Annotated in this window: 19 protein-coding genes; 14 read left to right on the top strand and 5 right to left on the bottom strand. The window is 71.5% G+C overall.

Annotated elements, in window-relative coordinates; translation table 11 throughout:
- Positions 1 to 230: 230 nt before the first annotated feature.
- On the bottom strand, positions 231 to 1,310 hold the full coding sequence (locus BGO22_RS04695; RefSeq protein ID WP_286849353.1) for a porin: 1,080 nt from the start codon (positions 1,308 to 1,310) through the stop codon (positions 231 to 233).
- Positions 1,311 to 1,474: 164 nt separating this feature from the next.
- Between BGO22_RS04695 and coq7 the strand changes: the two genes are divergently transcribed.
- Positions 1,475 to 2,137, top strand: coding sequence for a 2-polyprenyl-3-methyl-6-methoxy-1,4-benzoquinone monooxygenase (gene coq7 / locus BGO22_RS04690; protein WP_070399194.1), 663 nt, complete (start codon positions 1,475 to 1,477; stop codon positions 2,135 to 2,137).
- Between the two features lie 24 nt (positions 2,138 to 2,161).
- Here coq7 and BGO22_RS04685 read toward each other — a convergent pair whose 3' ends face one another.
- Positions 2,162 to 2,611, bottom strand: coding sequence for an OsmC family protein (locus BGO22_RS04685; RefSeq protein ID WP_286849350.1), 450 nt, complete (start codon positions 2,609 to 2,611; stop codon positions 2,162 to 2,164).
- Between the two features lie 211 nt (positions 2,612 to 2,822).
- Between BGO22_RS04685 and ilvA the strand changes: the two genes are divergently transcribed.
- Together ilvA and BGO22_RS04675 are read left to right on the top strand one after the other, a co-directional pair.
- Positions 2,823 to 4,388, top strand: a complete 1,566-nt coding sequence (ilvA, locus tag BGO22_RS04680) for a threonine ammonia-lyase, biosynthetic (RefSeq protein ID WP_286849348.1) — start codon at positions 2,823 to 2,825, stop codon at positions 4,386 to 4,388.
- A gap of 7 nt (positions 4,389 to 4,395) precedes the next feature.
- On the top strand, positions 4,396 to 5,502 hold the full coding sequence (locus BGO22_RS04675) for a nicotinate-nucleotide--dimethylbenzimidazole phosphoribosyltransferase (protein ID WP_204744246.1): 1,107 nt from the start codon (positions 4,396 to 4,398) through the stop codon (positions 5,500 to 5,502).
- A 9-nt stretch (positions 5,503 to 5,511) separates the two neighbouring features.
- On the opposite strand, the gene BGO22_RS04670 is transcribed toward BGO22_RS04675, so the two are convergent.
- The 3 genes from BGO22_RS04670 to BGO22_RS04660 are packed head-to-tail and all read right to left on the bottom strand — an operon-like array spanning position 5,512 to position 8,615.
- The gene (locus BGO22_RS04670; protein ID WP_070401034.1) at positions 5,512 to 6,162 is read right to left on the bottom strand and encodes a 3'-5' exonuclease; all 651 of its coding nucleotides are present in this window, start codon (positions 6,160 to 6,162) and stop codon (positions 5,512 to 5,514) included.
- On the bottom strand, positions 6,159 to 8,081 hold the full coding sequence (locus tag BGO22_RS04665; protein WP_286849344.1) for a DUF294 nucleotidyltransferase-like domain-containing protein: 1,923 nt from the start codon (positions 8,079 to 8,081) through the stop codon (positions 6,159 to 6,161). Before BGO22_RS04665 ends, BGO22_RS04670 begins: the two co-directional genes overlap by 4 nt.
- A gap of 18 nt (positions 8,082 to 8,099) precedes the next feature.
- On the bottom strand, positions 8,100 to 8,615 hold the full coding sequence (locus BGO22_RS04660; RefSeq protein ID WP_083293344.1) for a type II secretion system protein N: 516 nt from the start codon (positions 8,613 to 8,615) through the stop codon (positions 8,100 to 8,102).
- Positions 8,616 to 8,678: 63 nt separating this feature from the next.
- On the opposite strand from BGO22_RS04660, the gene gspG reads away from it, so the two are divergent.
- The 11 genes from gspG to BGO22_RS04605 form a co-directional block, all read left to right on the top strand.
- Complete coding sequence (gene gspG / locus BGO22_RS04655; RefSeq protein ID WP_070401032.1) at positions 8,679 to 9,131, top strand: type II secretion system major pseudopilin GspG; 453 nt, start codon at positions 8,679 to 8,681, stop codon at positions 9,129 to 9,131.
- A 32-nt stretch (positions 9,132 to 9,163) separates the two neighbouring features.
- Complete coding sequence (locus tag BGO22_RS04650) at positions 9,164 to 9,628, top strand: prepilin-type N-terminal cleavage/methylation domain-containing protein (protein WP_070401031.1); 465 nt, start codon at positions 9,164 to 9,166, stop codon at positions 9,626 to 9,628.
- A 7-nt stretch (positions 9,629 to 9,635) separates the two neighbouring features.
- On the top strand, positions 9,636 to 10,004 hold the full coding sequence (gene gspI, locus BGO22_RS04645) for a type II secretion system minor pseudopilin GspI (RefSeq protein ID WP_286849340.1): 369 nt from the start codon (positions 9,636 to 9,638) through the stop codon (positions 10,002 to 10,004).
- Positions 10,004 to 10,723, top strand: a complete 720-nt coding sequence (locus tag BGO22_RS04640; RefSeq protein WP_070401029.1) for a PulJ/GspJ family protein — start codon at positions 10,004 to 10,006, stop codon at positions 10,721 to 10,723. The genes gspI and BGO22_RS04640 overlap by 1 nt, the downstream gene beginning before the upstream one ends.
- Positions 10,724 to 10,784: 61 nt before the next feature.
- Positions 10,785 to 11,768, top strand: a complete 984-nt coding sequence (gspK, locus tag BGO22_RS04635) for a type II secretion system minor pseudopilin GspK (RefSeq protein ID WP_286849335.1) — start codon at positions 10,785 to 10,787, stop codon at positions 11,766 to 11,768.
- 134 nt (positions 11,769 to 11,902) lie between these two features.
- Positions 11,903 to 13,186: a type II secretion system protein GspL gene (gspL, locus tag BGO22_RS04630; protein ID WP_083293343.1), complete on the top strand. Its 1,284-nt coding sequence runs from the start codon at positions 11,903 to 11,905 to the stop codon at positions 13,184 to 13,186.
- 1 nt (position 13,187) lies between these two features.
- Positions 13,188 to 13,718, top strand: coding sequence for a type II secretion system protein M (locus tag BGO22_RS04625; protein ID WP_204744235.1), 531 nt, complete (start codon positions 13,188 to 13,190; stop codon positions 13,716 to 13,718).
- A gap of 162 nt (positions 13,719 to 13,880) precedes the next feature.
- Positions 13,881 to 14,675: a type II secretion system protein N gene (gene gspN, locus BGO22_RS04620; RefSeq protein WP_286849329.1), complete on the top strand. Its 795-nt coding sequence runs from the start codon at positions 13,881 to 13,883 to the stop codon at positions 14,673 to 14,675.
- A gap of 23 nt (positions 14,676 to 14,698) precedes the next feature.
- Positions 14,699 to 16,927, top strand: coding sequence for a type II secretion system secretin GspD (gspD, locus tag BGO22_RS04615; RefSeq protein WP_286849326.1), 2,229 nt, complete (start codon positions 14,699 to 14,701; stop codon positions 16,925 to 16,927).
- Positions 16,928 to 16,937: 10 nt separating this feature from the next.
- Complete coding sequence (gene gspE / locus BGO22_RS04610; RefSeq protein ID WP_070401024.1) at positions 16,938 to 18,380, top strand: type II secretion system ATPase GspE; 1,443 nt, start codon at positions 16,938 to 16,940, stop codon at positions 18,378 to 18,380.
- A 57-nt stretch (positions 18,381 to 18,437) separates the two neighbouring features.
- Positions 18,438 to 19,325: type II secretion system F family protein (locus BGO22_RS04605; protein WP_286849323.1), on the top strand; the 888-nt coding region annotated here is incomplete at its 3' end.

Below are 19,325 nucleotides of genomic sequence, written 5' to 3'. Positions count from 1 at the left end.
TTCACACGACTGAAACTGCAGTGATGGTACCCATCGACATGCACGTTACGGGTTTGCCCCTAGGGGTTTTACACAAGACAGGGGGAAAACGTGGCAATGAAGCAACAACGTCATCCCACTTTCTTAAACCTCTTAAGCAAATAGCAGGCCAATCCCCATAGGCAAAAAAAAGCCACCGCCGAGGCGGTGGCTTTTGACTTCAGACGCCAGCGGGCCAAGCCCGCGGGACATCAGAAGGAGTGGCGGATGCCCAGCTCGAAGCCGGTGCGCTTGTACTCAGGACCAGCCAGCAGACCGGCATCGGCGCTGATACGGGCGAAGTTGCCGTACAGGGCGGTGCGCTTGCTCAGGCCGTACTCGTAGCCGACAGCAACTTGGTTGCCATCAACCGAGATACCAGGGACTTCCACTTCGGTGCGGGTGTACGAAGCCTTGATCAGGCCCGGGCCCACGGGAGCGGTCAGGCCCACCATCAGGTTGTTCACCTTCAGGTCGACGGTCTTTTCCTTCGACGTGGTGTAGTTGAACATCGGCTTGATGAAGCCGAAGTCATACGAAGCACCCACGTTGGTGCGGCGCGAGTCGGCGGCGCCCACGTTGCCTTCCGAAGCGGTGGCGAAGCCAACCGACAGCGGGCCGTTGGCGTACGTCAGGCGCAGGCCTTGGTAGTCGCTGGCGCTGGTGCCGGTGGTCACTTCCTTGAAGCCATAGCTGAGCTGGGCCTGGAAGCCGCCCATGTTCGGCGTGAAGTATGACACCATGTTGTTCGAACGCACGGTCGTCGCCTGGAAGACACCAGCGTTGGGCGAGTACATGTTCATGGAGTTGCCCAGACCGTTGGTGCCGAACGGGTCGTACACGGTGTGGTTCCAGAAGGTCGGCACATAGTCACGGCCCAGGCGGACTTCACCGAAGCCACCCGACAGGCTGACGGTGCTGCGGCGCTGGAATTGCAGGCCGGCGGGCGTACCGGTGTCGGGGTTCAGGGCGCCTTCCAGCCAGAAGCTGGCGCTCATGCCACCACCGAGGTCCTCGACACCGCGGAAGCCCAGGCGGCTCGAAGCGGTACCGTCTTGGCCCATTTCGCTCAGCGAGGTTTTGACGCCGCCGATTTTGGTCGAGGTGTGGCGGACGTTCACGTCCATGATGCCGAACAGGGTCACCGACGACTGGGCCAGTGCTGCGCTGGAGGCTGCGACGGCAGCCAGAGCGATCAGGGTCTTTTTCATCGAGGAATTCTCCAAGGTTTGGGTTAAGAGGCCGGAAGTCTTTGCCCCCGAGCCGACCTCCATTGAGGAAGCTGCGGGCATTGCATCAGAAACAGCTGGTCACCGCCATGTTTGCCGACCTCGATCCGCCCCAGCGTGGTGCCGATGTTGCAGCGTTGCCACGATTCCGAGGGGTAACCCTTAGACAGATGGCGTGGCACCATACTCCCCGCACCAGTCCACCGCCGATTCAACGTGAGAGTTTCATGAGCACTTTCAGCGACGCCCTGGTGGTTGCGGCCGATTCGGCCTTGCGCACCCTGTTCGCCGCCCCGCGGGCCAGCCAGCCCTGCCCCACCGTGCCCGAGCGGCACGACGATGGTGCGCTGAGCACCGAGGACCGGCGCCTCGCCGGTGCCCTGATGCGGGTCAACCACGTGGGCGAGGTGTGCGCCCAGGCGCTGTACACCGCGCAAGCCTTCGCAGCGCGCTGGCCCGGACCGGGTGGCAAGGCATCGAACGAGGCCCTGGCCCGGCAACTGGAAGAGGCCGGCCGCGAGGAAACCGACCACCTGGCCTGGACCAAGGCCCGCCTCGACGAACTGGGCAGCCGGCCATCACGGCTCAACCCGTTCTGGTACGCCGGCGCCTTCGGGCTCGGCCTGATCGCGGGCCGCCTGGGGCAAGGCCCCAGCCTGGGTTTCGTGGTGGAAACCGAACGCCAGGTGGAAGCCCACCTGGCCAGCCATCTGGACCGCCTGCCGGCCGAGGACCACGCCTCGCGGGCGATCGTGGCGCAGATGAAACTGGACGAGGCCCGGCACGCTCGCCAGGCCCAGCAGGCCGGGGCCGCCGAGTTGCCGGCGCCCGTGAAGGGGATGATGCGGATGGCCGCCAAGGTCATGACGACCGTGGCGCACCGGATCTGAGCGTCCCCAACAAGGGACGCAGGCTCAGGCTTCGATCAGATCGAAGCTGGTCGTGATCTCCGCCGTCTTGGCCAGCATGATGCTGGCCGAGCAGTACTTCTCGTGGCTCATGGCGATGGCGCGCTCCACCGCGCTGGCGGGCACGCCCTTGCCAGTGACGGTGAAGTGCATGTGGATCTTGGTGAACACCTTGGGATCGACCGCGGCGCGCTCGCTGGTGAGCTTGACCGAGCAACCGCGCACGTCGTGGCGGCCGCGCTTGAGGATCAGCACCACGTCGTAGGCCGTGCAGCCGCCGGTCCCCGCGAGCACGGTCTCCATGGGACGGGGCGCCAGGTTGGCGCCGCCGTTCTCGGGCTTGTTGGCGTCGGGCGCACCGTCCATGGCGAGCACGTGGCCGCTGCCGGTTTCGGCAACGAAGCCCATGGCCGATCGGGTGCCGCTGGCGCCGGTCCAGGTGACGGTGCATTCCATGAAAGGGTTCTCCGTGACAAAGCCCGCATTTTCTAAGGGCCTTGCTCTAAAAATGAGGGCAACTTGAGCCGGGTTGTTGCAACGCAGCAATCCGGCGATATACTTACGTCATTGTATTTTCGGTTGTCTCCTCTACCCTCCACGGGTGGATTCAAACCCGGACCAGCAACGTTGGTCCGGGTTTTTTTTCGCCCGCAGATAATGCTTGGTGATGAAAACCCCCGCCGCCCACCTGACGCCCGCCGACTACCTCAAGAAGATCCTGACAGCCCGGGTGTACGACGTCGCGGTGGAGTCGAACCTGGACCCGGCGCGCGCGCTGTCCCGGCGGCTACACAACACGGTGCTGCTCAAGCGCGAGGACCAGCAGCCCGTCTTCAGCTTCAAGCTGCGCGGGGCTTACAACAAGATCGCGCACCTCAGCCCCGAGCAGTTGTCCAAGGGCGTGATCTGCGCGTCGGCGGGCAACCACGCGCAGGGCGTGGCGCTGGGCGCGCGCAAGCTGGGCGCGCGGGCCGTGGTGGTGATGCCGGTGACCACGCCGCAGCTCAAGATCGACGCGGTGCGCGGCCTCGGCGGCGAGGTGGTGCTGCACGGCGACAGCTACACCGACGCCTACAACCACGCCGTCATCCTGCAAAAGAAGCAGGGACTCACTTTCGTTCACCCCTTCGACGATCCTGACGTGATTGCCGGCCAGGGCACGATCGCGATGGAGATACTGCGCCAGCTCCAGAGCCTGGGTTCGAACCAACTCGACGCGGTGTTCGTCGCCATCGGCGGCGGCGGCCTGGTGAGCGGGGTGGCCAACTACATCAAGGCCGTGCGGCCCGAGATCAAGGTCATCGGCGTGCAGATGACCGACTCCGACGCCATGATGCGCTCGGTCGCCGAGAAGGAGCGCGTGACGCTGCCCGACGTCGGCCTGTTCGCCGACGGCACCGCCGTCAAGCTGGTGGGCGAGGAAACCTTCCGCGTCGCGCGCGAGCTGGTCGACGAGTTCATTGCGGTGGACACCGACGCCGTGTGCGCCGCCATCAAGGACATCTTCGTCGACACCCGCAGCATCGTCGAACCCTCGGGCGCGATGGCGGTGGCCGCCATCAAGCAGTACGTGGCCACGCACAAGACCAAGGGTCAAACCTACGCGGCCATCCTGTGTGGCGCCAACATGAACTTCGACCGCCTGCGCTTCGTCGCCGAGCGCGCCGAGGTGGGCGAGGAGCGCGAGGCCCTGTTCGCCGTGACCATGCCCGAGGAGCGCGGCAGCTTCCGCCGCTTCTGCGAGGTCATCGGCTCGCTGCCCGGCGCGGCGCGCAACGTCACCGAGTTCAACTACCGCATGCACGACAGCGCCCAGGCGCATGTGTTCGTGGGACTCACCACGGCGGGCAAGGGCGAGTCCGCCAAGATCGCCCAGCAACTGGTGCGCCATGGCTTCGAGACGCTGGACCTTACGGACGACGAACTGGCGAAGGAACACCTGCGCCACCTGGTGGGTGGCCATTCCGCGCTGGCGCAGGACGAACGCCTGATGCGCTTCATCTTCCCCGAGCGCCCGGGCGCCCTGCTCAAGTTCCTCAGCCTCATGCGCCCGGGGTGGAACATCAGCCTGTTCCATTACCGCAACCAGGGCGCCGACTACGGCCGCATCCTGGTCGGCCTGCAGGTACCGGCCAAGGACGACAAGGCCTTCGCCAAGTTCCTCGACACCTTGGGCTACCCCTATGTCGAGGAAACGCAGAACCCGGCCTACCGGCTGTTCCTGCGCAGCTGAGCACCCCATGGCGCGCGATCCCGCCCTCACGCCCATCAACGCACCGCGCCCGTTCGCGCCCGTCGAGGGCTTGAAGCTGCCCGCCATCGCCGGCACGGCCGACACCACGCTGGAGCACGCCCTGCACCGGCGCCTGCAGCCCGACGGTCAGCCCGCCAACGCCTTGGGCCAGCTGCAGTGGCTGGCCGGGCAGCTCGCGCGCATCCAGCACAGCAGCGCGCTGCCGTTCGACCTGCTGGTGTTCGACGCTCCGCAACTGGTGGTGTTCGCGGCCGACCATGGCCTGGCCGTGGAGGGCATGAGCGACCTGCCGCAGTCCGCCACCGCCGAGTTGGTCACCCAACTGCTCGCGGGCCGCGCGCCGGTCAACACCCTGGCGCGCCAGCACGGCTTTGAATTGACCGTGGTCGACGCCGGCATGGCCACGCCGATCACCCAGCCGCCGGCGGCGCGCGGCCGTCCGCCGGCCACCCTGCAGGCGCGCAAGATCGCCTACGGCACACGCAACTGCCTGCTCGGCCCGGCCATGTCGCTCAGCCAGACCGTGGCCGCGCTGCACGCGGGCATGGACGTGGTGCGCCATCTGCCGGGCACGGTGCTGGCACTGGGCGAGGTGGGCGTGGCCAACCCGGCCAGCGCGGCGCTGCTGCTGTCGCGCCTGTGCGGCGTGCCCATGGCGGACGCCCTGCCGCGCGACGACGGCCCCGGCTCGGCCTTCGACGACACCGTGCATTTCCAGCGCCTGGACAAGCTCACCGCCGCGGCCCAGCGGCACGCGCAGGCCATCTCCCCCATCCACGCGCTGGCGGCCTTCGGCGGGTTCGAGATCGCCATGATGGCCGGCGCCATGCTGCAGGCGGCCAGCGAACGGCGCGTGGTGCTGGTCGACGGCTTCGTGGCCGGCGCCGCCGCCCTGGTGGCGCGCGGCCTGAGCCCGGCGGTGGCCGACTACCTGGTCTACGCCCAGCGCTCGCCGGCCACCGCGCACCGGCTCATGCTGATCCACCTGCAGGCCATGCCGCTGCTCGACCTCGATCTGCACATCAACCAGGGCACGGGCGCGCTGCTGGCCTGGCCGCTGCTGCTGGCCACGCAGGCGCTGCTGGAGGCCTGAAGCCCCCCGCTAGCCCGACGCCAGCCAGCGCCGTCGGCCGGCCAAACGCTCCACGCCGCGCCAGTTTCGGCACTCGACCGCCACCGCCGGCCATATGCGCTGCAGCAGCTCGCACTCAGCCAGGGTGTCGGCCGCCGCCTGGTGGCGCCGGGGGCAGGTGATGCCGAAATGCGCCATCCACTCGTCCAGCGAGCGGGCCCGCACCTGGGGGTGCGTCACGGCGCAGAGGTGCTCGATGTCCACCCAGGGATTGGCTGGGCGCCGCCCCAGGTGCTGCCGCGCGTGCCGGCCGATCAGCGCTTCGTCGAAAGCGCTGTGGAAGGCCAGCAGCGGCGCCGCGCCGGCGAAGGCTTCGAAGGCCCGCAGCGCCTCGACCGGATCCCACCCGTCGCGCTGGCTCTGCACACCGATGCCGTGCAGCAGGATGTTGTCGCGGCTGGAGGCCCGCTCCTGGCGCAGCACCACCTCGAAGCTGTCGCCCAGGCACACGTCGAGGCGGCGGCGCGACCAGTCCACGCGCAGGCCCACGGCGGCGATGGCCAGCAGGCGGTCGCGCGCCACGTCGAGGCCGCTGGTTTCCACGTCCAGCACCACCCAGCGCTCGGGCGCCGCGGGCGCCGCGTCGCCGCCGCCGAACCAGGCCGACCACCACGCGCTCACCGGTCGTAGTCCAGCGTGAGCCGCTGCTGCAGGGCGCGCAGCACGCGCAGCGTTTCCTTCAGGATGCGGCGGTCGATGTCGTTGAGCGTGTCCACCGCGATGCGGTTCGGGCTGTCGCCCACCGTGGTGCCGTCCAGCTGCGCGTGCAGGCGCAGCAGCTGCAGGTAGTCAAAGCCGCCAACCCAGGCCTGGGCCTCGTGCGCCGGTACGCCCAGCAGCGGCCCCACCGCCTCCAGGCGCTCGCGGGTGTTGGTGGCCGGCACGCCGTGCGCCAGGGCGTACAGGCGCGCCACGTCGACGAAGATGGCCGTGCCCTGCAGTTTGAGGTCCAGCGTGTCATGGCCCTCCACCGCCTCGGTGTCGATGTTGCCCAGCCAGTTCAGCGGCACCGTGCGCCCCAGGCCATTGAGCGCGAGCTGCTTCAGGAAACGCGGCGTGGTGCGCGCGTGCGCCAGCACCTCGTCGTGCAGCGCGCGGGCCAGGGCCTCGTGGCCAGCGAGCGGGCGAAAGTCGAAAAAGATGCTGGCGTTCAGCAGGTCCTGGGGCGAGCCATGCTCGATCCAGTTCGCGAAACGCTCGCGCCACTGGGTCAACGTCAGGCACAGCTCGGGGTTACCGGCCATCACGCCGCCCTTGCACAGCGGGTAGCCGCAGTCGTCCAGCGCCTGGTTCACCTCACGCGCGAAGGCCAGGTAGGGCGCGGCCTCGCTGCCATCGGGACGGATCAGCGCGTTGTCCTGGTCGGTGGCGATGGTTTGCTCGCCGCGGCCCTCGGAGCCCAGCGCCAGCCAACAGCAGTCGGCCAAGGCGATGCCATGGCGCTGCGCCAGCAGTTCGATCAAGCGCGCGCCCAGCGCATCGTTCAAATGGCTGATCAGCGCCGTGAGCTGGCGCGCCTGCACGCCCTGGCCCAGCAGGGTGCGCGCGAAACGGCGGATGTCGTGCGCCACCACGCGCAGCGTGTCCACGCCCGTGGCGTTGCGGATGCTGGAGCTCACCTGCTTGAGGCTGAGCCGCTGCAACGCGAACAGGTCGCGCTCGGAGACGATGCCCACCAGCCGCCCCGCGCGCGTGATGGGCACGTGGCGGATGCCGTGCGTGGACATGGCGAGCGCGGCGTCCTGCGCGCTGGCGTCGTGCGGCAGGCTGTGCACGGGCCGCACCATCACCGACGACACCGGCGCGTCCAGCGGCACCTGCGGCAGCACCACACGGCCCAGCACGTCGGAGCGCGTGAGGATGCCCAGCGGCGCGCCCGCGCCGTCCACCACCAGCATGGAGCCGATGCGCCGCTCGTGCATCTGGCCCAGCACCTCGCGCAGCGGCGTGTGCGGCGCGCAACTCACCGGCGCCTTGTGGCCCAGCTCGCTCAGTGGCGTCTCCAGCGACTGCTCGGCCAGCGCCTGCGAGGAATAGGCCACCTGCAGCGCCGCGCGCGACAGCTCCAGGAACTTGAGGATGCGCCGGTTGAGGAAGTCGCCGAACGGCGGGCTTTGCGCCGCCAGGGCGCGCATGTCCTCGGCGCCGATGACCAGCACGAAAGTGTCTTCGGTGGCGTGGTACAGCGTGGTGGGCGCGCGCTGCGCCAGCACCGCGCTGATGGGAAACAGATCGCCCGCCTCGTACTGGAAGGCGCCGCCGGAAACCTCGGACAGCCCGCGCTTGCCGGTGACCGCGCCGCGGCGGATGAAGAACAGCTCGCGCACCGGCCCGTCCTGCGGGTCCACCACCGGCTCGCCAGGCGCGTAGTAGGCCTGGCGCGAGGCCGCCACGAAGGCGGCCACGTGGGCCGCCTCCATCTCATCAAAGGGCGGGTAGCGCCGCAGTTCGTCGCTCAGGTTGGCCAGCAGGCTGCCCGAGGGCCTCAGCGCGTCCGGCAGGGGCGCGGGGTCGGTGGGGATTCCGCCGCGCGGGGCCATGGCGGGCGGCCCTGGGCCTCAGGGCGTGTCGCCCGGCGGGGCGGGCAAGCTCAGCTCGAAGCCCTGCTGGCCGCCGCCGGCCGGTGCGAGCCGCGCCGAGCGGCGCTGCACCGACTGGAGCACCACGCCGCCGTCGAGCTCGGCGCCCACGCGGTAGGGCTTGGGTGGTTGTCCGTCGATGGCGATCAGCGCGGCGCCGTCGGCGCCGCCGGCATTGATCACACCCAGCAACTGGAAGCGCGAGGACAGCGGGGCGGGCGCGCTGGCCGGGGTGTCCACCGCAACGGCCTGCACGGCGCCGAGCACGCGCGCCACGGACGCCGTGTCGGGCGCGGGCGCCGCCACCGCGGGCGCGGCCACGGGGGTCAGCGGCGAGCGACCCATGGCCTGCAGCACCCAGTAACCCACGCTGAGCCCCGTTGCCAGCCAGAGCAGCACGGCCAGCGCGCCCGGCGCGCGCCGCGGCGCGCCGCCTGGCGCCGCTGCGCCCTCGCCCAGGAAGACCGAGTGCCCGAAGGTGGATGCCCGACTCATGCGCGCATTATGATCGACCGACCCCCGCGCGGGGCGCCCGACGACCCGGTGCCGGAGACTCCCTTGACACGCCCCCTCTTCCCCTCTTACGCACCCACCCGACGCGCGCTGCGGCGCGGCTTCACGCTCATCGAGCTGATGGTGGTGCTGGTCATCATCGGCGTGCTGGCCGCGCTCATCGTGCCCAACGTGCTAGACCGAACGGACGATGCGCGCATGACCGCCGCCCGCACCGACACCCACAACCTCATGCAGGCGCTCAAGCTCTATCGCCTGGACAACCAGCGCTACCCCAGCGCCGAGCAAGGCCTGGGCGCGCTGGTCAACAAACCCACCGTCGGGGCGATTCCGCCCAACTGGCGCCGCTACCTCGACAAGCTGCCCAACGACCCCTGGGGGCGGCCGTACCAGTACCTCAACCCCGGCGTGCACGGCGAAGTCGACGTGCTCTCGCTGGGCGCCGACGGCCAGGCCGGCGGCGAAGGCGCCAACGCCGACATCGGCAGCTGGCAGTAAACCGGCCGGCCCGCCGACGGCCCGCCCGCACCATGCCGCACGGCCGCCCACGGGGCTTCACCCTGCTCGAACTGATGGTGGTCGTGGCCATCATCGCCATGGCCACGGCGGCCGTCAGTTTCGCGCTGCGCGACGACAGCGGCACGCGGCTGGAGCGCGAGGCCCTGCGCCTGTCGGCCATGCTCGAATCGGCGCGCGCGCAATCGCTCACCAGCGGTCTGCCGGTGGTGTGGCGCCTGCGGCCCCATGGCTTCGAGTTCATCGGCCTGCCGCGTGCGCGTGCCGGCGACGGCCCCACGCCCTCCGAGGGCGCGCACCAATGGCTGAACGCCGACACCGGCGCCCAGGTGCTGCAGCCGCCCGGCGCCACCGCCCTGGTGCTCGGCCCCGAGCCGCTGATCCCGGCGCAGCGCATCGCCCTCGGCCTGGGCGAGCGCCGCCTGGTGCTGGCCACCGACGGCCTGGGCCCTTTCCGCGTCACCCCGGACGCGCCCTGACGCCCCTATGAAAAGCGCGCGCGGCTTCACCCTGATCGAGGTGCTGGTGGCCCTGGGCGTGGTGGCGCTCGCCCTCACCACCGGCCTGCAGGCCAGCAACGCGCTCACGCGCACGGCCGAGCGCCAGACCGAACAGTGGCTGGCCACCCTGTGCGCCGAGAACACACTCATCGCCCTGCGCCTGCAGCGCCAGCTGCCCGGCACAGGCAACAGCGAATCCACCTGCCAGCAGGCCGGCCGCGACTTGCGCGTGCGGGTTTCCGTCCTGCCCACGCCCAACCCCAATTTCCGCCGCATCGACGCCACCGTGCTGCGCGGCGCCGACGGCCCCGGGGTGCGCCTGCTGACCCTGTCCACCGTGCAAGGGCGCTTCTGATGGGCCAGCGGCGCGCGCGTGGCTTCACCCTGATCGAGTTGCTGGTGGCCCTGGCCATCCTCTCGATCATCGCCGTGCTGGCCTGGCGCGCCATCGACGGCATGGGGCGCACGCAGAGCATCACCCAGTCGCGAGGCGACGAGCTGCGCCGCCTGCAGTCCGCCCTGGGCCAGTGGACGGCCGACCTGGACGCCCTGGTCGACACGCGCGAGGTCGCGCCCATCGCCTTCAACGGCCAGGTGCTTCGACTCACCCGGCGCGACCCCATGGAGACCGGCCTGGACAGCCGGGGCGTGCGCGTGGTCGCCTGGGCCCTGCTCAACGGCCCCGAGGGACCGCGCTGGTCGCGCTGGCAGTCGGGCCCGCTGCGCCAGCGCAACGAGCTCACCCTCGCCTGGCAGCGCGCGGCCGACTGGGCCACCGGCCGCGTGAACGCCCCCGGCAACGCCGCCGGCGACGCGCTCACCGCCCCCACGGCCGACAGCGCCATCGCCCTGGTGCCGGCCCTGAGCTGGCAGCTCTACTACCACCGCGGCGAGGCCTGGACCAACCCGCAGTCGGCCGCCGACAGCCCGCCCCCCCGCGGCATGTCCTACACCCCCCACCTGAACATGCCCAATGGTGTGCGCCTGCTGCTGGAACTGCCCCCGGCCGGCACCGCCCTGCACGGCGTGTTGCAGCGCGACTGGGTGCGCCCCACGCTGGAGCCCTCGCCATGAGCGCGGCCGGGCCGCTCCCAAGGCACTCCGCTCCGCCGTGCACAGCATGGAGGGCCGTCCCGTGACACGCACCCACCAGCGCGGCGCCGCGCTGTTGCTGGCCATGCTCACCGTCACCCTGGTGGCCGCGCTGGCCGCCAGCGCGCTGTGGCAGCAATGGCGCGCGCTGGAGGTCGAGCGCGCGGAGCGCCAGCGCGCCCAGGCCGCCTGGATCCTGACCGGCGCGCTCGACTGGGCGCGCCTGATCCTGCGCGAGGATGGGCGCGGCAACCAGACCAATGGCAACCCCGACCACCTGGGCGAGCCCTGGGCGCTGCCGCTGGAAGAGGCCCGGCTGTCCAGCTTCCTCGCCGCCGACCGCGACAACACCGCCGACAGCACGCTCGAAGCCTTCCTCTCGGGCGAAATCACCGACCTGCAGTCGCGCCTGAACTTCAACAACGTGGCGCGCCTGACCACCGTCCAGAACGGTGCCGTGCCGCTCAAGTACGAGCTCTCCGAGCCCGACCTGGACAGCCTGCGCCGCCTGTACGAACTGCTCGGACTGCCGCGCAGCGAGCTCGAAGCCGCCGCCAAGGAGCTGCTGGCCAGTGCCCAGAAGTCCTTGAGCGACCCCCTGCCCGCGGACGCGGCCTCGCTGCTGCCGTCCAAGCTCTCGCAGCTCGCCTGGCTGGGCATTTCGCCCAGCAGCCTGGCGCGGCTGGAGCCCCACCTCACCGTGCTGCCGCTGCGCACCACGCTCAACCTGAACACCGCCAGCGCCGAGGCCATCGCCGCCTCCCTGCCGGGACTGGACCTGGCCATGGCGCGCCGCCTCGTCTCGGCGCGGGAGCGCACGCCGTTTCGCAGCATCGCCGAAGCGCAGCGCCTGCTGCCCCAGGGCCCGGCCGTCCTCAGCGACCAGTACCACGGCGTGCGCAGCAGCTTCTTCGAGGTGCGCGGCCGCCTGCGGCTGGACGACACCATCATCGAAGAGCGCTCCCTGGTGATGCGCCAGGCCCTGGACGCGCGCATCGTCTGGCGCGAGCGCTTCACGCGCCGCTGAGACGCCCCAGGGCACCGGCCGCCACCCTGGCGGGTGGCCACTGAAGCCGCCACGCAACGCCCTAGGGCACCTGGATGAGGCTTTGACATGGTCCCTCTCTAGAATGGCCGGTCCCATCTTCTGAAATCCCGCCTGTGCTCATCGTCACGCCCGTCGACTACCTGGCACCGCCCTCGGCCGCTGCCGCGCTGATGCGCTGGGTGCGCAGCACCGACGGCCAGAACCCGGTCGAGGACGGCGAATCGGCCCTGTCGCTGCTGCCGCGCAACGAGGAACTGGTGCTGGCGCTGCCGCCGCGCGCGCTGTCCTGGCACCGACTGAGCCTGCCGCGCGTGAGCGGCCCTCGCCTGCGCGCCGCGCTCGACGGCCTGCTCGAAGACCAGGTGCTCAGCGACGTGGGCGCCCTGCACCATGCCCTGGAGCCCGGCGGCCGCGCCGGCCAGACCGTGTGGGTGGCCTGCACCGACCGCGCCCGCCTGCGCGACTGGCTGCGCGCGCTCGAATCCGCCGGCCGCCCGGTGGCGCGCATCGCGCCGCTCATGTGGCCCCTGGTGCCCGCCCGCGCGCCCGGTGCCACCGGCGCCACGCGCAGCTTCGCCATGGACTCGCCCGGCCAATTGCACTGGGCGCACATCGACGGCGATCAGGCCTGGCTGGCCAGCGCCAGCCTGCTGGGCGTGAGCTGCGTGCCCCTGCGCGACGACCAGCCCCTGCCCCTGGACGCCCTGCTGCCCGGCGCCACCGGCAACGACCTGCGCGCCACCGACGCCCTGGACGTCTGGCTGGCCGACCCGCTGGTGGCCGAACTCGCCGAACGCGCCTTGCAGCGCCCCTTCGACCCGGTGCCGCCGGCCCGGTGGCTGCTGCGCGCGGGGCAGAGCGACTGGAACCTGGCCCAGTTCGACCTCAGCCTGTCCTCGGGCGCGCGGCGCGGCCAGCGCTGGCGGCGCGCCTGGCGCCAGTTCCGCAGCGGCCCGCAGTGGCGCGCGGCGCGCTGGGGCCTCGCGGCGCTGGTCGCGGCCCAGCTCTTCGGACTGAACCTGACGGCCTGGCAGGAGCGCCAGAGCCTGCAGGACAAGCAAGACGCGGTGCGCACCACCCTCACCACGGCCTTCCCCCACGTCAACCTGGTGCTCGACGCCCCGGCGCAGATGCAGCGCGAAGTGGCGCGGCTGCAGCAGGCCAGCGGCCAACTCTCGGCCGGCGACCTGGAAAGCCTGCTGGCCGCGGTGGACCGCGCCGCCGGCAGCGAACCGCTGTCGCCCACCCGCATCGGCTACGACAACGGCGCGCTGCGCCTGTCGGGCTGGCGCACCGGCGAGGAGCGGGTGCGCGCGCTGCAGCAGGCCCTGCAGAGCGGCGGCTGGCGCGCGCAATTCGACGGCAACGAACTGGTGCTGCAGGCACCGCAACCCTGACATGGCCGCCGACCTCGACACCCCTTCCCCGGCGAGCGCCCGCGCCGCCCTGGCCGGCTGGTACGCTGGCCTCGCCGCGCGCGAACGCCGGCTGGTGCTGGCCGCCGCGCTCATCGTGGGCCTGGCCCTGCTGTGGTGGCTCGCCATCCACCCCGCCTGGCGCACCCTGCGCGAGGCGCCGGCCCGCCACGCCACGCTGGACGCGCAGCTCGCGCGCATGCAGCAACTGGCGCAGACCGCCGAGGGCCTGCGCACCGCCTCCACCGGCCAGCCGCCGGGCCGCGACGAGGCCCTGCGCGCCCTCGAGGCCGCCACCGGCGCCCTGGGCGGCACCGGCCAGATCAACGTGCTGGGCGACCGCGCCACCCTCACCCTGCGCCAGGCCGAAGCCCTGGCCCTGGCCGGCTGGCTGCAGCAGGTGCGCGTGAACGCGCGGCTGCTGCCGCTCGAATCCCAACTCAACCGCGACGGCCCAGGCACCACCTGGAGCGGCTCGCTGGTGGTGAGCGGCCCGCCGCTGGCAGGGAATTGAGATGAACGCCGCCCGGCCGCCCGAAGGCGTTCGCACCGCAGCGCCTTGCGCGAAGGTGTTCCGAGTCCACGCCGCCCGGCCGCCCGAAGGCGTTCGCACCGCAGCGCCTTGCGCGAAGGGGTTCCAACCCCGCACCGCGGCATGCCACGCGGAGGCTACTCCATGAGCACCACTGCCACCGTGCGCCGCCTGGCCTTCGCCGCCGCCGTGCTGGGGCTGCTGCTGGCGCTGCTGCTGTTCGCCCCGGCGCGCTGGCTGGCCAGCGCACTGGACCGGGCCAGCGGCGGTCAGGTGCAACTCGTCAACGCGCGCGGCAGTGTCTGGAGCGGCCAGGCCGATCTGCTGCTCACCGGCGGCGAAGGCAGCCGCACCAGCAGCGCCCTGCCCCAAGGCCTGCGCTGGCGCCTGCGCCCCGCCTGGCAAGGCGGCCCCGCGTTCGCGCTGGCGCTGCAGGCGCCGTGCTGCACCCCGCAGCCGCTGCAACTGCGCCTGCACCCCGGCCTGAGCGAAACCTCGCTCAGCGTCGCCGGCTTCGACAGCCACTGGCCAGCCGAACTGCTGGCCGGCCTGGGCACCCCCTGGAACACCCTGCGCCTGCAGGGCGTGCTGGCGCTGCGCAGCGAGGGCCTCACCCTCACCCTGGCCAGCGGCCGCGCGCGGCTGCAGGGCGGGCTGGACATCGACGCCCTCGACATGGCCTCGCGCCTGTCCAGCATCCGCCCCCTGGGCAGCTACCGCGCCACGCTGCGCGCGGGGACCGAGGGCGACACCGCCCGCCTGGACCTGAGCACCCTCAGCGGCGCCCTGCTGCTGCAAGGCCAGGGCCAATGGGTGGGCGGGCGCCTGCGCTTCGCGGGCGACGCCCAGGCCGCGCCCGGCAGCGAAGAGGCCCTGACCAACCTGCTCAACATCGTGGGCCGCCGCCAAGGCGCCCGTTCGGTCATCACCATCGGGTGAACCTTAGACGTAGGATCGCCATCATGTTTGCCCTCCCCCCCCTGGCCGGCCGCCGCAGCGCACTCGCGCTGGCCTGCGCGCTGGCGCTGAGCCTGCACGGCGCGCCGACGGCCACCGCGCAGACCCGGCCGACCGAGCCCGTCACCCTGAACTTCGTGGGCGCCGAAATCGAGGCCGTGGCCCGCACCATGGCCACCATCACCGGCCGCAGCGTCGTCGTCGACCCGCGCGTGCGCGGCACCATCAACCTCTCCACCGACCGCCCCGTGCCGCCGGCCGCCGCGCTGAACCAATTCGCCGCCGCGCTGCGCCTGCAGGGCTTCGCGCTGGTGGACACCGGCGGGCTCTACAAGATCGTGCCCGAGGCCGACGCCAAGCTGCAGGGCAACGTGGTGAACGCGGGGGCCGCGTCCGCGCTGCCGGCGTCCAACACCGTGGTCACGCAGATCTTCCGGCTCAACCACGAGAACGCGAACAATCTGGTGCCGGTGCTGCGCCCGCTGATCCCGCCCAACAACACCATCAACGTCAACCCGGGCAACAACTCGCTGATCATCACCGACTACGCCGAGAACCTGCAGCGCATCGGCCGCATCGTCGCCGCGCTGGACGTGCCCGGCGCAAGCGACGTCGAGATCATTCCGCTGCAGCACGCGGTGGCGGCCGACATCGTGCCGCTGATCCAGCGCCTGATCGACCCCACCGCCACCGGCGCCGCGGCCGGTGGCGCCGCCGCGGGTGACGCCTCCTTCCGCACCACCATCGTGGCCGAGCCGCGCAGCAACGCGCTGGTGCTGCGCGCGGCCAACCCGGCGCGCCTGGCCCTGGTCAAGTCGCTCGTGGTGCGGCTCGACCAGCCCTCGGCCAGCGTGGCCAGCGGCAACATCCACGTGGTCTACCTCAAGAACGCCGACGCGGTGGCCCTGGCCACCACGCTGCGCGCGGCCATCGCGGCGGGCGACGGTGGCGGCAGCGGCGGCGCCCTGGGCGGCAGCGGCGGCGCGTCCACCGGCGGGGGCCTGTCGCGCGCCAGCACCGGCGGCCTCAACCTGGGCGGCGGCGCCACCAGCGGCATGGGGGCCAACAGCGCCGCCAGCACGCCGGTGGCGGCCAGCGCCCAGCCCTCCACCGGCGGCATGATCCAGGCCGACCCGGCGACCAACTCGCTCATCATCACCGCGCCCGAGCCGCTGTACCGCCAGCTGCGCGCGGTCATCGACCAGCTCGACTCGCGCCGCGCCCAGGTGTATGTGGAAAGCCTGATCGCCGAGGTGAACGACGACAAGGCCGCCGAGTTCGGCATCCAGTGGCAGGGCGCCTCCGGCCAGTCGGGCGACCGCGTGATCGGCCTGCTCGGCACCAATTTCGGCGAGGGCGGGCGCAACATCTTCAACCTCGCGCAGGGCGAGACGGCGCCCGCCGCCGGCCTGAACATCGGCCTGGCGCGCCGCACCGGCGGCGTCTACGTGCTGGGCTTCCTGGCGCGCTTCCTGCAGGAAAACGGCGCCGGCAACATCCTGTCCACGCCCAACCTGCTCACGCTGGACAACGAAGAGGCCAAGATCGTCATCGGCCAGAACGTGCCCTTCGTCACCGGCCAGTTCACCAACACGGGCGGCGGCAACAACGGCTCGGTCAACCCCTTCCAGACCATCGAGCGCAAGGACGTGGGCATCACCCTGCGCGTGAAGCCGCAGATCAGCGAGAACGGCACCATCAAGCTGACCATCTACCAGGAGGTGTCCAGCGTCGCGCCGGCCTCGATCAACTCCAGCACCGGCCTCATCACCAACCTGCGCAGCATCGAGAGCACCGTGCTGGTGAACGACGGCGCCATCGTGGTGCTCGGCGGCCTGCTGCAGGACGAGTACGCGCAGAACCAGGACAAGGTGCCCGGCCTGGGCGACGTGCCCGTGCTCGGCGGCCTGTTCCGCAGCGAAACCCGCAGCCGCAAGAAGACCAATCTGATGGTGTTCCTGCGCCCCGTGGTGATGCGCGACGAGCGCGACACCGCCAACCTCGCGCTCGACCGCTACGAGCAGATGCGCAGCATCCAGCGCGGGCTGCAGCCCGAACGCAGCAGCGTGCTCAAGATCAACGAGTCCCCGGTGCTGGGTCCGCAGGCCCTGCCCTACGAGCGCCTGGCGCCGCGGCCCACGCCGCTGGGCGCGCCCGAAGGTTCACCCAACGCCGTTCCCGCGCCCACGCCGCCGGCGGGCGCCCCGGCGCCCGCCCCTGCCCCGCAGCAGTGAGGCCGCGCCCATGAAGTACCCGCTGCCCTACGCCTTCGCGCGCGAGCACCAGTGGCTGCTCGAGGAAGACGCGGGCCGGCTCACCCTGGTGGGCAGCCGCACGCCCGCGGCCGATCCACAGGCCCAGTCCAGGCGCCTGTCGGCCCTGTCCGAGATCTTGCGCCTGCACCCGCTGCTGGACCTGCAGTGGGAAGACGCCGAGGGCCTGCGCCAGCGCATCAGCTCGGCCTATTCGCAGGGCGAATCCAGCGCCGCCGCCGTGGTGAGCGAGGTGCAGAGCGATGCCGACCTCAGCCGCATGATGCAGGAGCTGCCGGCCATCGAGGACCTGCTGGAAACCGCCGACGACGCGCCCATCATCCGCATGCTCAACGCCCTGCTCACGCAGGCCGCGCGGGATGGCGCCAGCGACATCCACATCGAGCCCTTCGAGCGCCACTCCAGCGTGCGCTTCCGCGTCGACGGCACGCTGCGCGAGGTGGTGCAGCCCAACCGCGCCCTGCACGCGGCCCTGATCTCGCGCCTGAAGATCATGGCCGAGCTCGACATCTCCGAAAAACGCCTGCCGCAGGACGGCCGCATCAGCCTGCGCATCGGCACGCGCGCGGTGGACGTGCGCGTCTCCACCCTGCCCAGCGCGCACGGCGAGCGCGCCGTGCTGCGCCTGCTCGACAAGAGCGAGAGCAAGCTCGACCTCGAATCCGTGGGCATGCAGGGCGATGTGCTGGCGCGCTTCCTGCGCCTCATCCAGCAGCCGCACGGCATCATCCTGGTCACCGGTCCCACCGGCTCGGGCAAGACCACCACGCTCTACGCCGGCCTGCAGCGGCTGGACGCCGGGCGCCAAAACATCATGACGGTCGAGGACCCGATCGAGTACGAGCTGCCCGGCATCGGCCAGACCCAGGTCAACCCCAAGATCGAGCTGACCTTCGCCAAGGCCCTGCGCGCCATCCTGCGCCAGGACCCGGACGTCATCATGATCGGCGAGATCCGCGACCACGAAACCGCGCAGATCGCCATCCAGGCCTCGCTCACCGGCCACCTGGTGCTGGCCACGCTGCACACCAACGACGCGCCGAGCGCCGTCACCCGCCTCACCGACATGGGCGTCGAGCCCTTCCTGCTCAGCAGCTCGCTGCTGGGCGTGCTGGCGCAGCGCCTGGTGCGCAAGCTCTGCGTGCACTGCCGCCGCCAGGACGCGCAGGGCCGCTGGCACCCGGTGGGCTGCGAGCACTGCAGCCACAGCGGCTACAAGGGCCGCACCGGCATCTACGAACTCATGGTGGCCGACGACCAGATCCGAGCCCTGGTGCACCAGCGCGCGGCCGAGAGCCGGCTGTTCGCCGCCGCCGAGAAGGCCGGCATGCGCACCATGCGCGAGGACGGCCAGCGCCTGATCGAGACGGGCGTGACCTCGGTGGAAGAGGTGATGTCGGTCACCCGCGAATGAACATGAAGCCCCCACGCTCCACCGCTGCGCGGCCCGGCGGCCAGGCGGCCTGCTGACATGCCGGCCTACACCTTCGAGGCCGTTGACGCCAACGGCGTAACGCACAAGGGCGTGATCGACGCCGACACCGCGCGCGCCGCGCGCGGCCTGCTGCGCGCGCGCTCGCTGGTGCCGCTGGCCGTGGAGCCGGCCGCGCAGTCGGCGCAGGCCGGCGGCGGCCAGGGGCTCAACGTCACGCTGTGGGGCGGGCGCGTGTTCAGCAACACCGCGCTGGGCGTGTGGACGCGCCAGCTCGCGGGCCTGGTGGCCGCCGGCATGCCGCTGGAGCGCGCGCTCAGCGCCCTGGCCGACGAGGCCGAGAACGACAAGCTGCGCAACCTGGTGGCCACGCTGCGCAGCGAGGTCAACGCCGGCGCGTCCTTCGCGCGCGCCCTGTCGCAGTACCCGCGCGAGTTCGCGGCCAGCTACAGCGCCGTGGTGGCCGCCGGCGAACAGAGCGGCCAGCTCGGCACCGTGCTGGAGCGCCTGGCCGACGACCTGGAAGCGCGCGAGGCGCTGCGCAACAAGCTCATCGCCGCGGCCCTGTACCCGGCCATCGTGACCCTGGTGGCCATCGTCATCGTCGTTTTCCTGGTCAGCTACGTGGTGCCGCAGGTGGCGGGCGTGTTCGAGGGCAGCAAGCGCGCCCTGCCCACGCTCACGGTCATCATGATGGGCATCAGCGCCTTCGTGCGCGCCTGGGGCTGGGCCGTGCTGCTGTTGCTCGTGCTCGGTCTCATCGGGCTGGTGTTCGCGCACCGGCAGGAGGGCCTGCGCCTGCGCATGGACGCCGCCGTGCTGCGCCTGCCCGTGCTGGGCCGCCTGGCGCGCGGCTTCAACGCCACGCGCTTCGCCGGCACGCTGGCCATGCTGGCGGGCGCGGGCGTGCCCATCCTGCGCGCCCTG

This window comes from Hydrogenophaga sp. 70-12, from assembly GCF_001897365.1.
Classification (GTDB): Bacteria; Pseudomonadota; Gammaproteobacteria; order Burkholderiales; family Burkholderiaceae_C; genus Hydrogenophaga; species Hydrogenophaga borbori.
This window is presented reverse-complemented; position numbering and strand designations above follow the sequence as displayed.

Coding starts and splice junctions, on each gene's coding strand:
- BGO22_RS04650 (WP_070401031.1), top strand. CDS start 9,164: ATGCCGCACGGCCGCCCACGGGGCTTCACCCTGCTCGAACTGATGGTG.
- ilvA (WP_286849348.1), top strand. CDS start 2,823: ATGAAAACCCCCGCCGCCCACCTGACGCCCGCCGACTACCTCAAGAAG.
- BGO22_RS04640 (WP_070401029.1), top strand. CDS start 10,004: ATGGGCCAGCGGCGCGCGCGTGGCTTCACCCTGATCGAGTTGCTGGTG.
- gspD (WP_286849326.1), top strand. CDS start 14,699: ATGTTTGCCCTCCCCCCCCTGGCCGGCCGCCGCAGCGCACTCGCGCTG.
- gspI (WP_286849340.1), top strand. CDS start 9,636: ATGAAAAGCGCGCGCGGCTTCACCCTGATCGAGGTGCTGGTGGCCCTG.
- BGO22_RS04625 (WP_204744235.1), top strand. CDS start 13,188: ATGGCCGCCGACCTCGACACCCCTTCCCCGGCGAGCGCCCGCGCCGCC.
- gspE (WP_070401024.1), top strand. CDS start 16,938: ATGAAGTACCCGCTGCCCTACGCCTTCGCGCGCGAGCACCAGTGGCTG.
- BGO22_RS04665 (WP_286849344.1), bottom strand. CDS start 8,081: ATGGCCCCGCGCGGCGGAATCCCCACCGACCCCGCGCCCCTGCCGGAC.
- coq7 (WP_070399194.1), top strand. CDS start 1,475: ATGAGCACTTTCAGCGACGCCCTGGTGGTTGCGGCCGATTCGGCCTTG.
- gspN (WP_286849329.1), top strand. CDS start 13,881: ATGAGCACCACTGCCACCGTGCGCCGCCTGGCCTTCGCCGCCGCCGTG.
- BGO22_RS04675 (WP_204744246.1), top strand. CDS start 4,396: ATGGCGCGCGATCCCGCCCTCACGCCCATCAACGCACCGCGCCCGTTC.
- BGO22_RS04685 (WP_286849350.1), bottom strand. CDS start 2,611: ATGGAATGCACCGTCACCTGGACCGGCGCCAGCGGCACCCGATCGGCC.
- BGO22_RS04660 (WP_083293344.1), bottom strand. CDS start 8,615: ATGAGTCGGGCATCCACCTTCGGGCACTCGGTCTTCCTGGGCGAGGGC.
- BGO22_RS04695 (WP_286849353.1), bottom strand. CDS start 1,310: ATGCCCGCAGCTTCCTCAATGGAGGTCGGCTCGGGGGCAAAGACTTCC.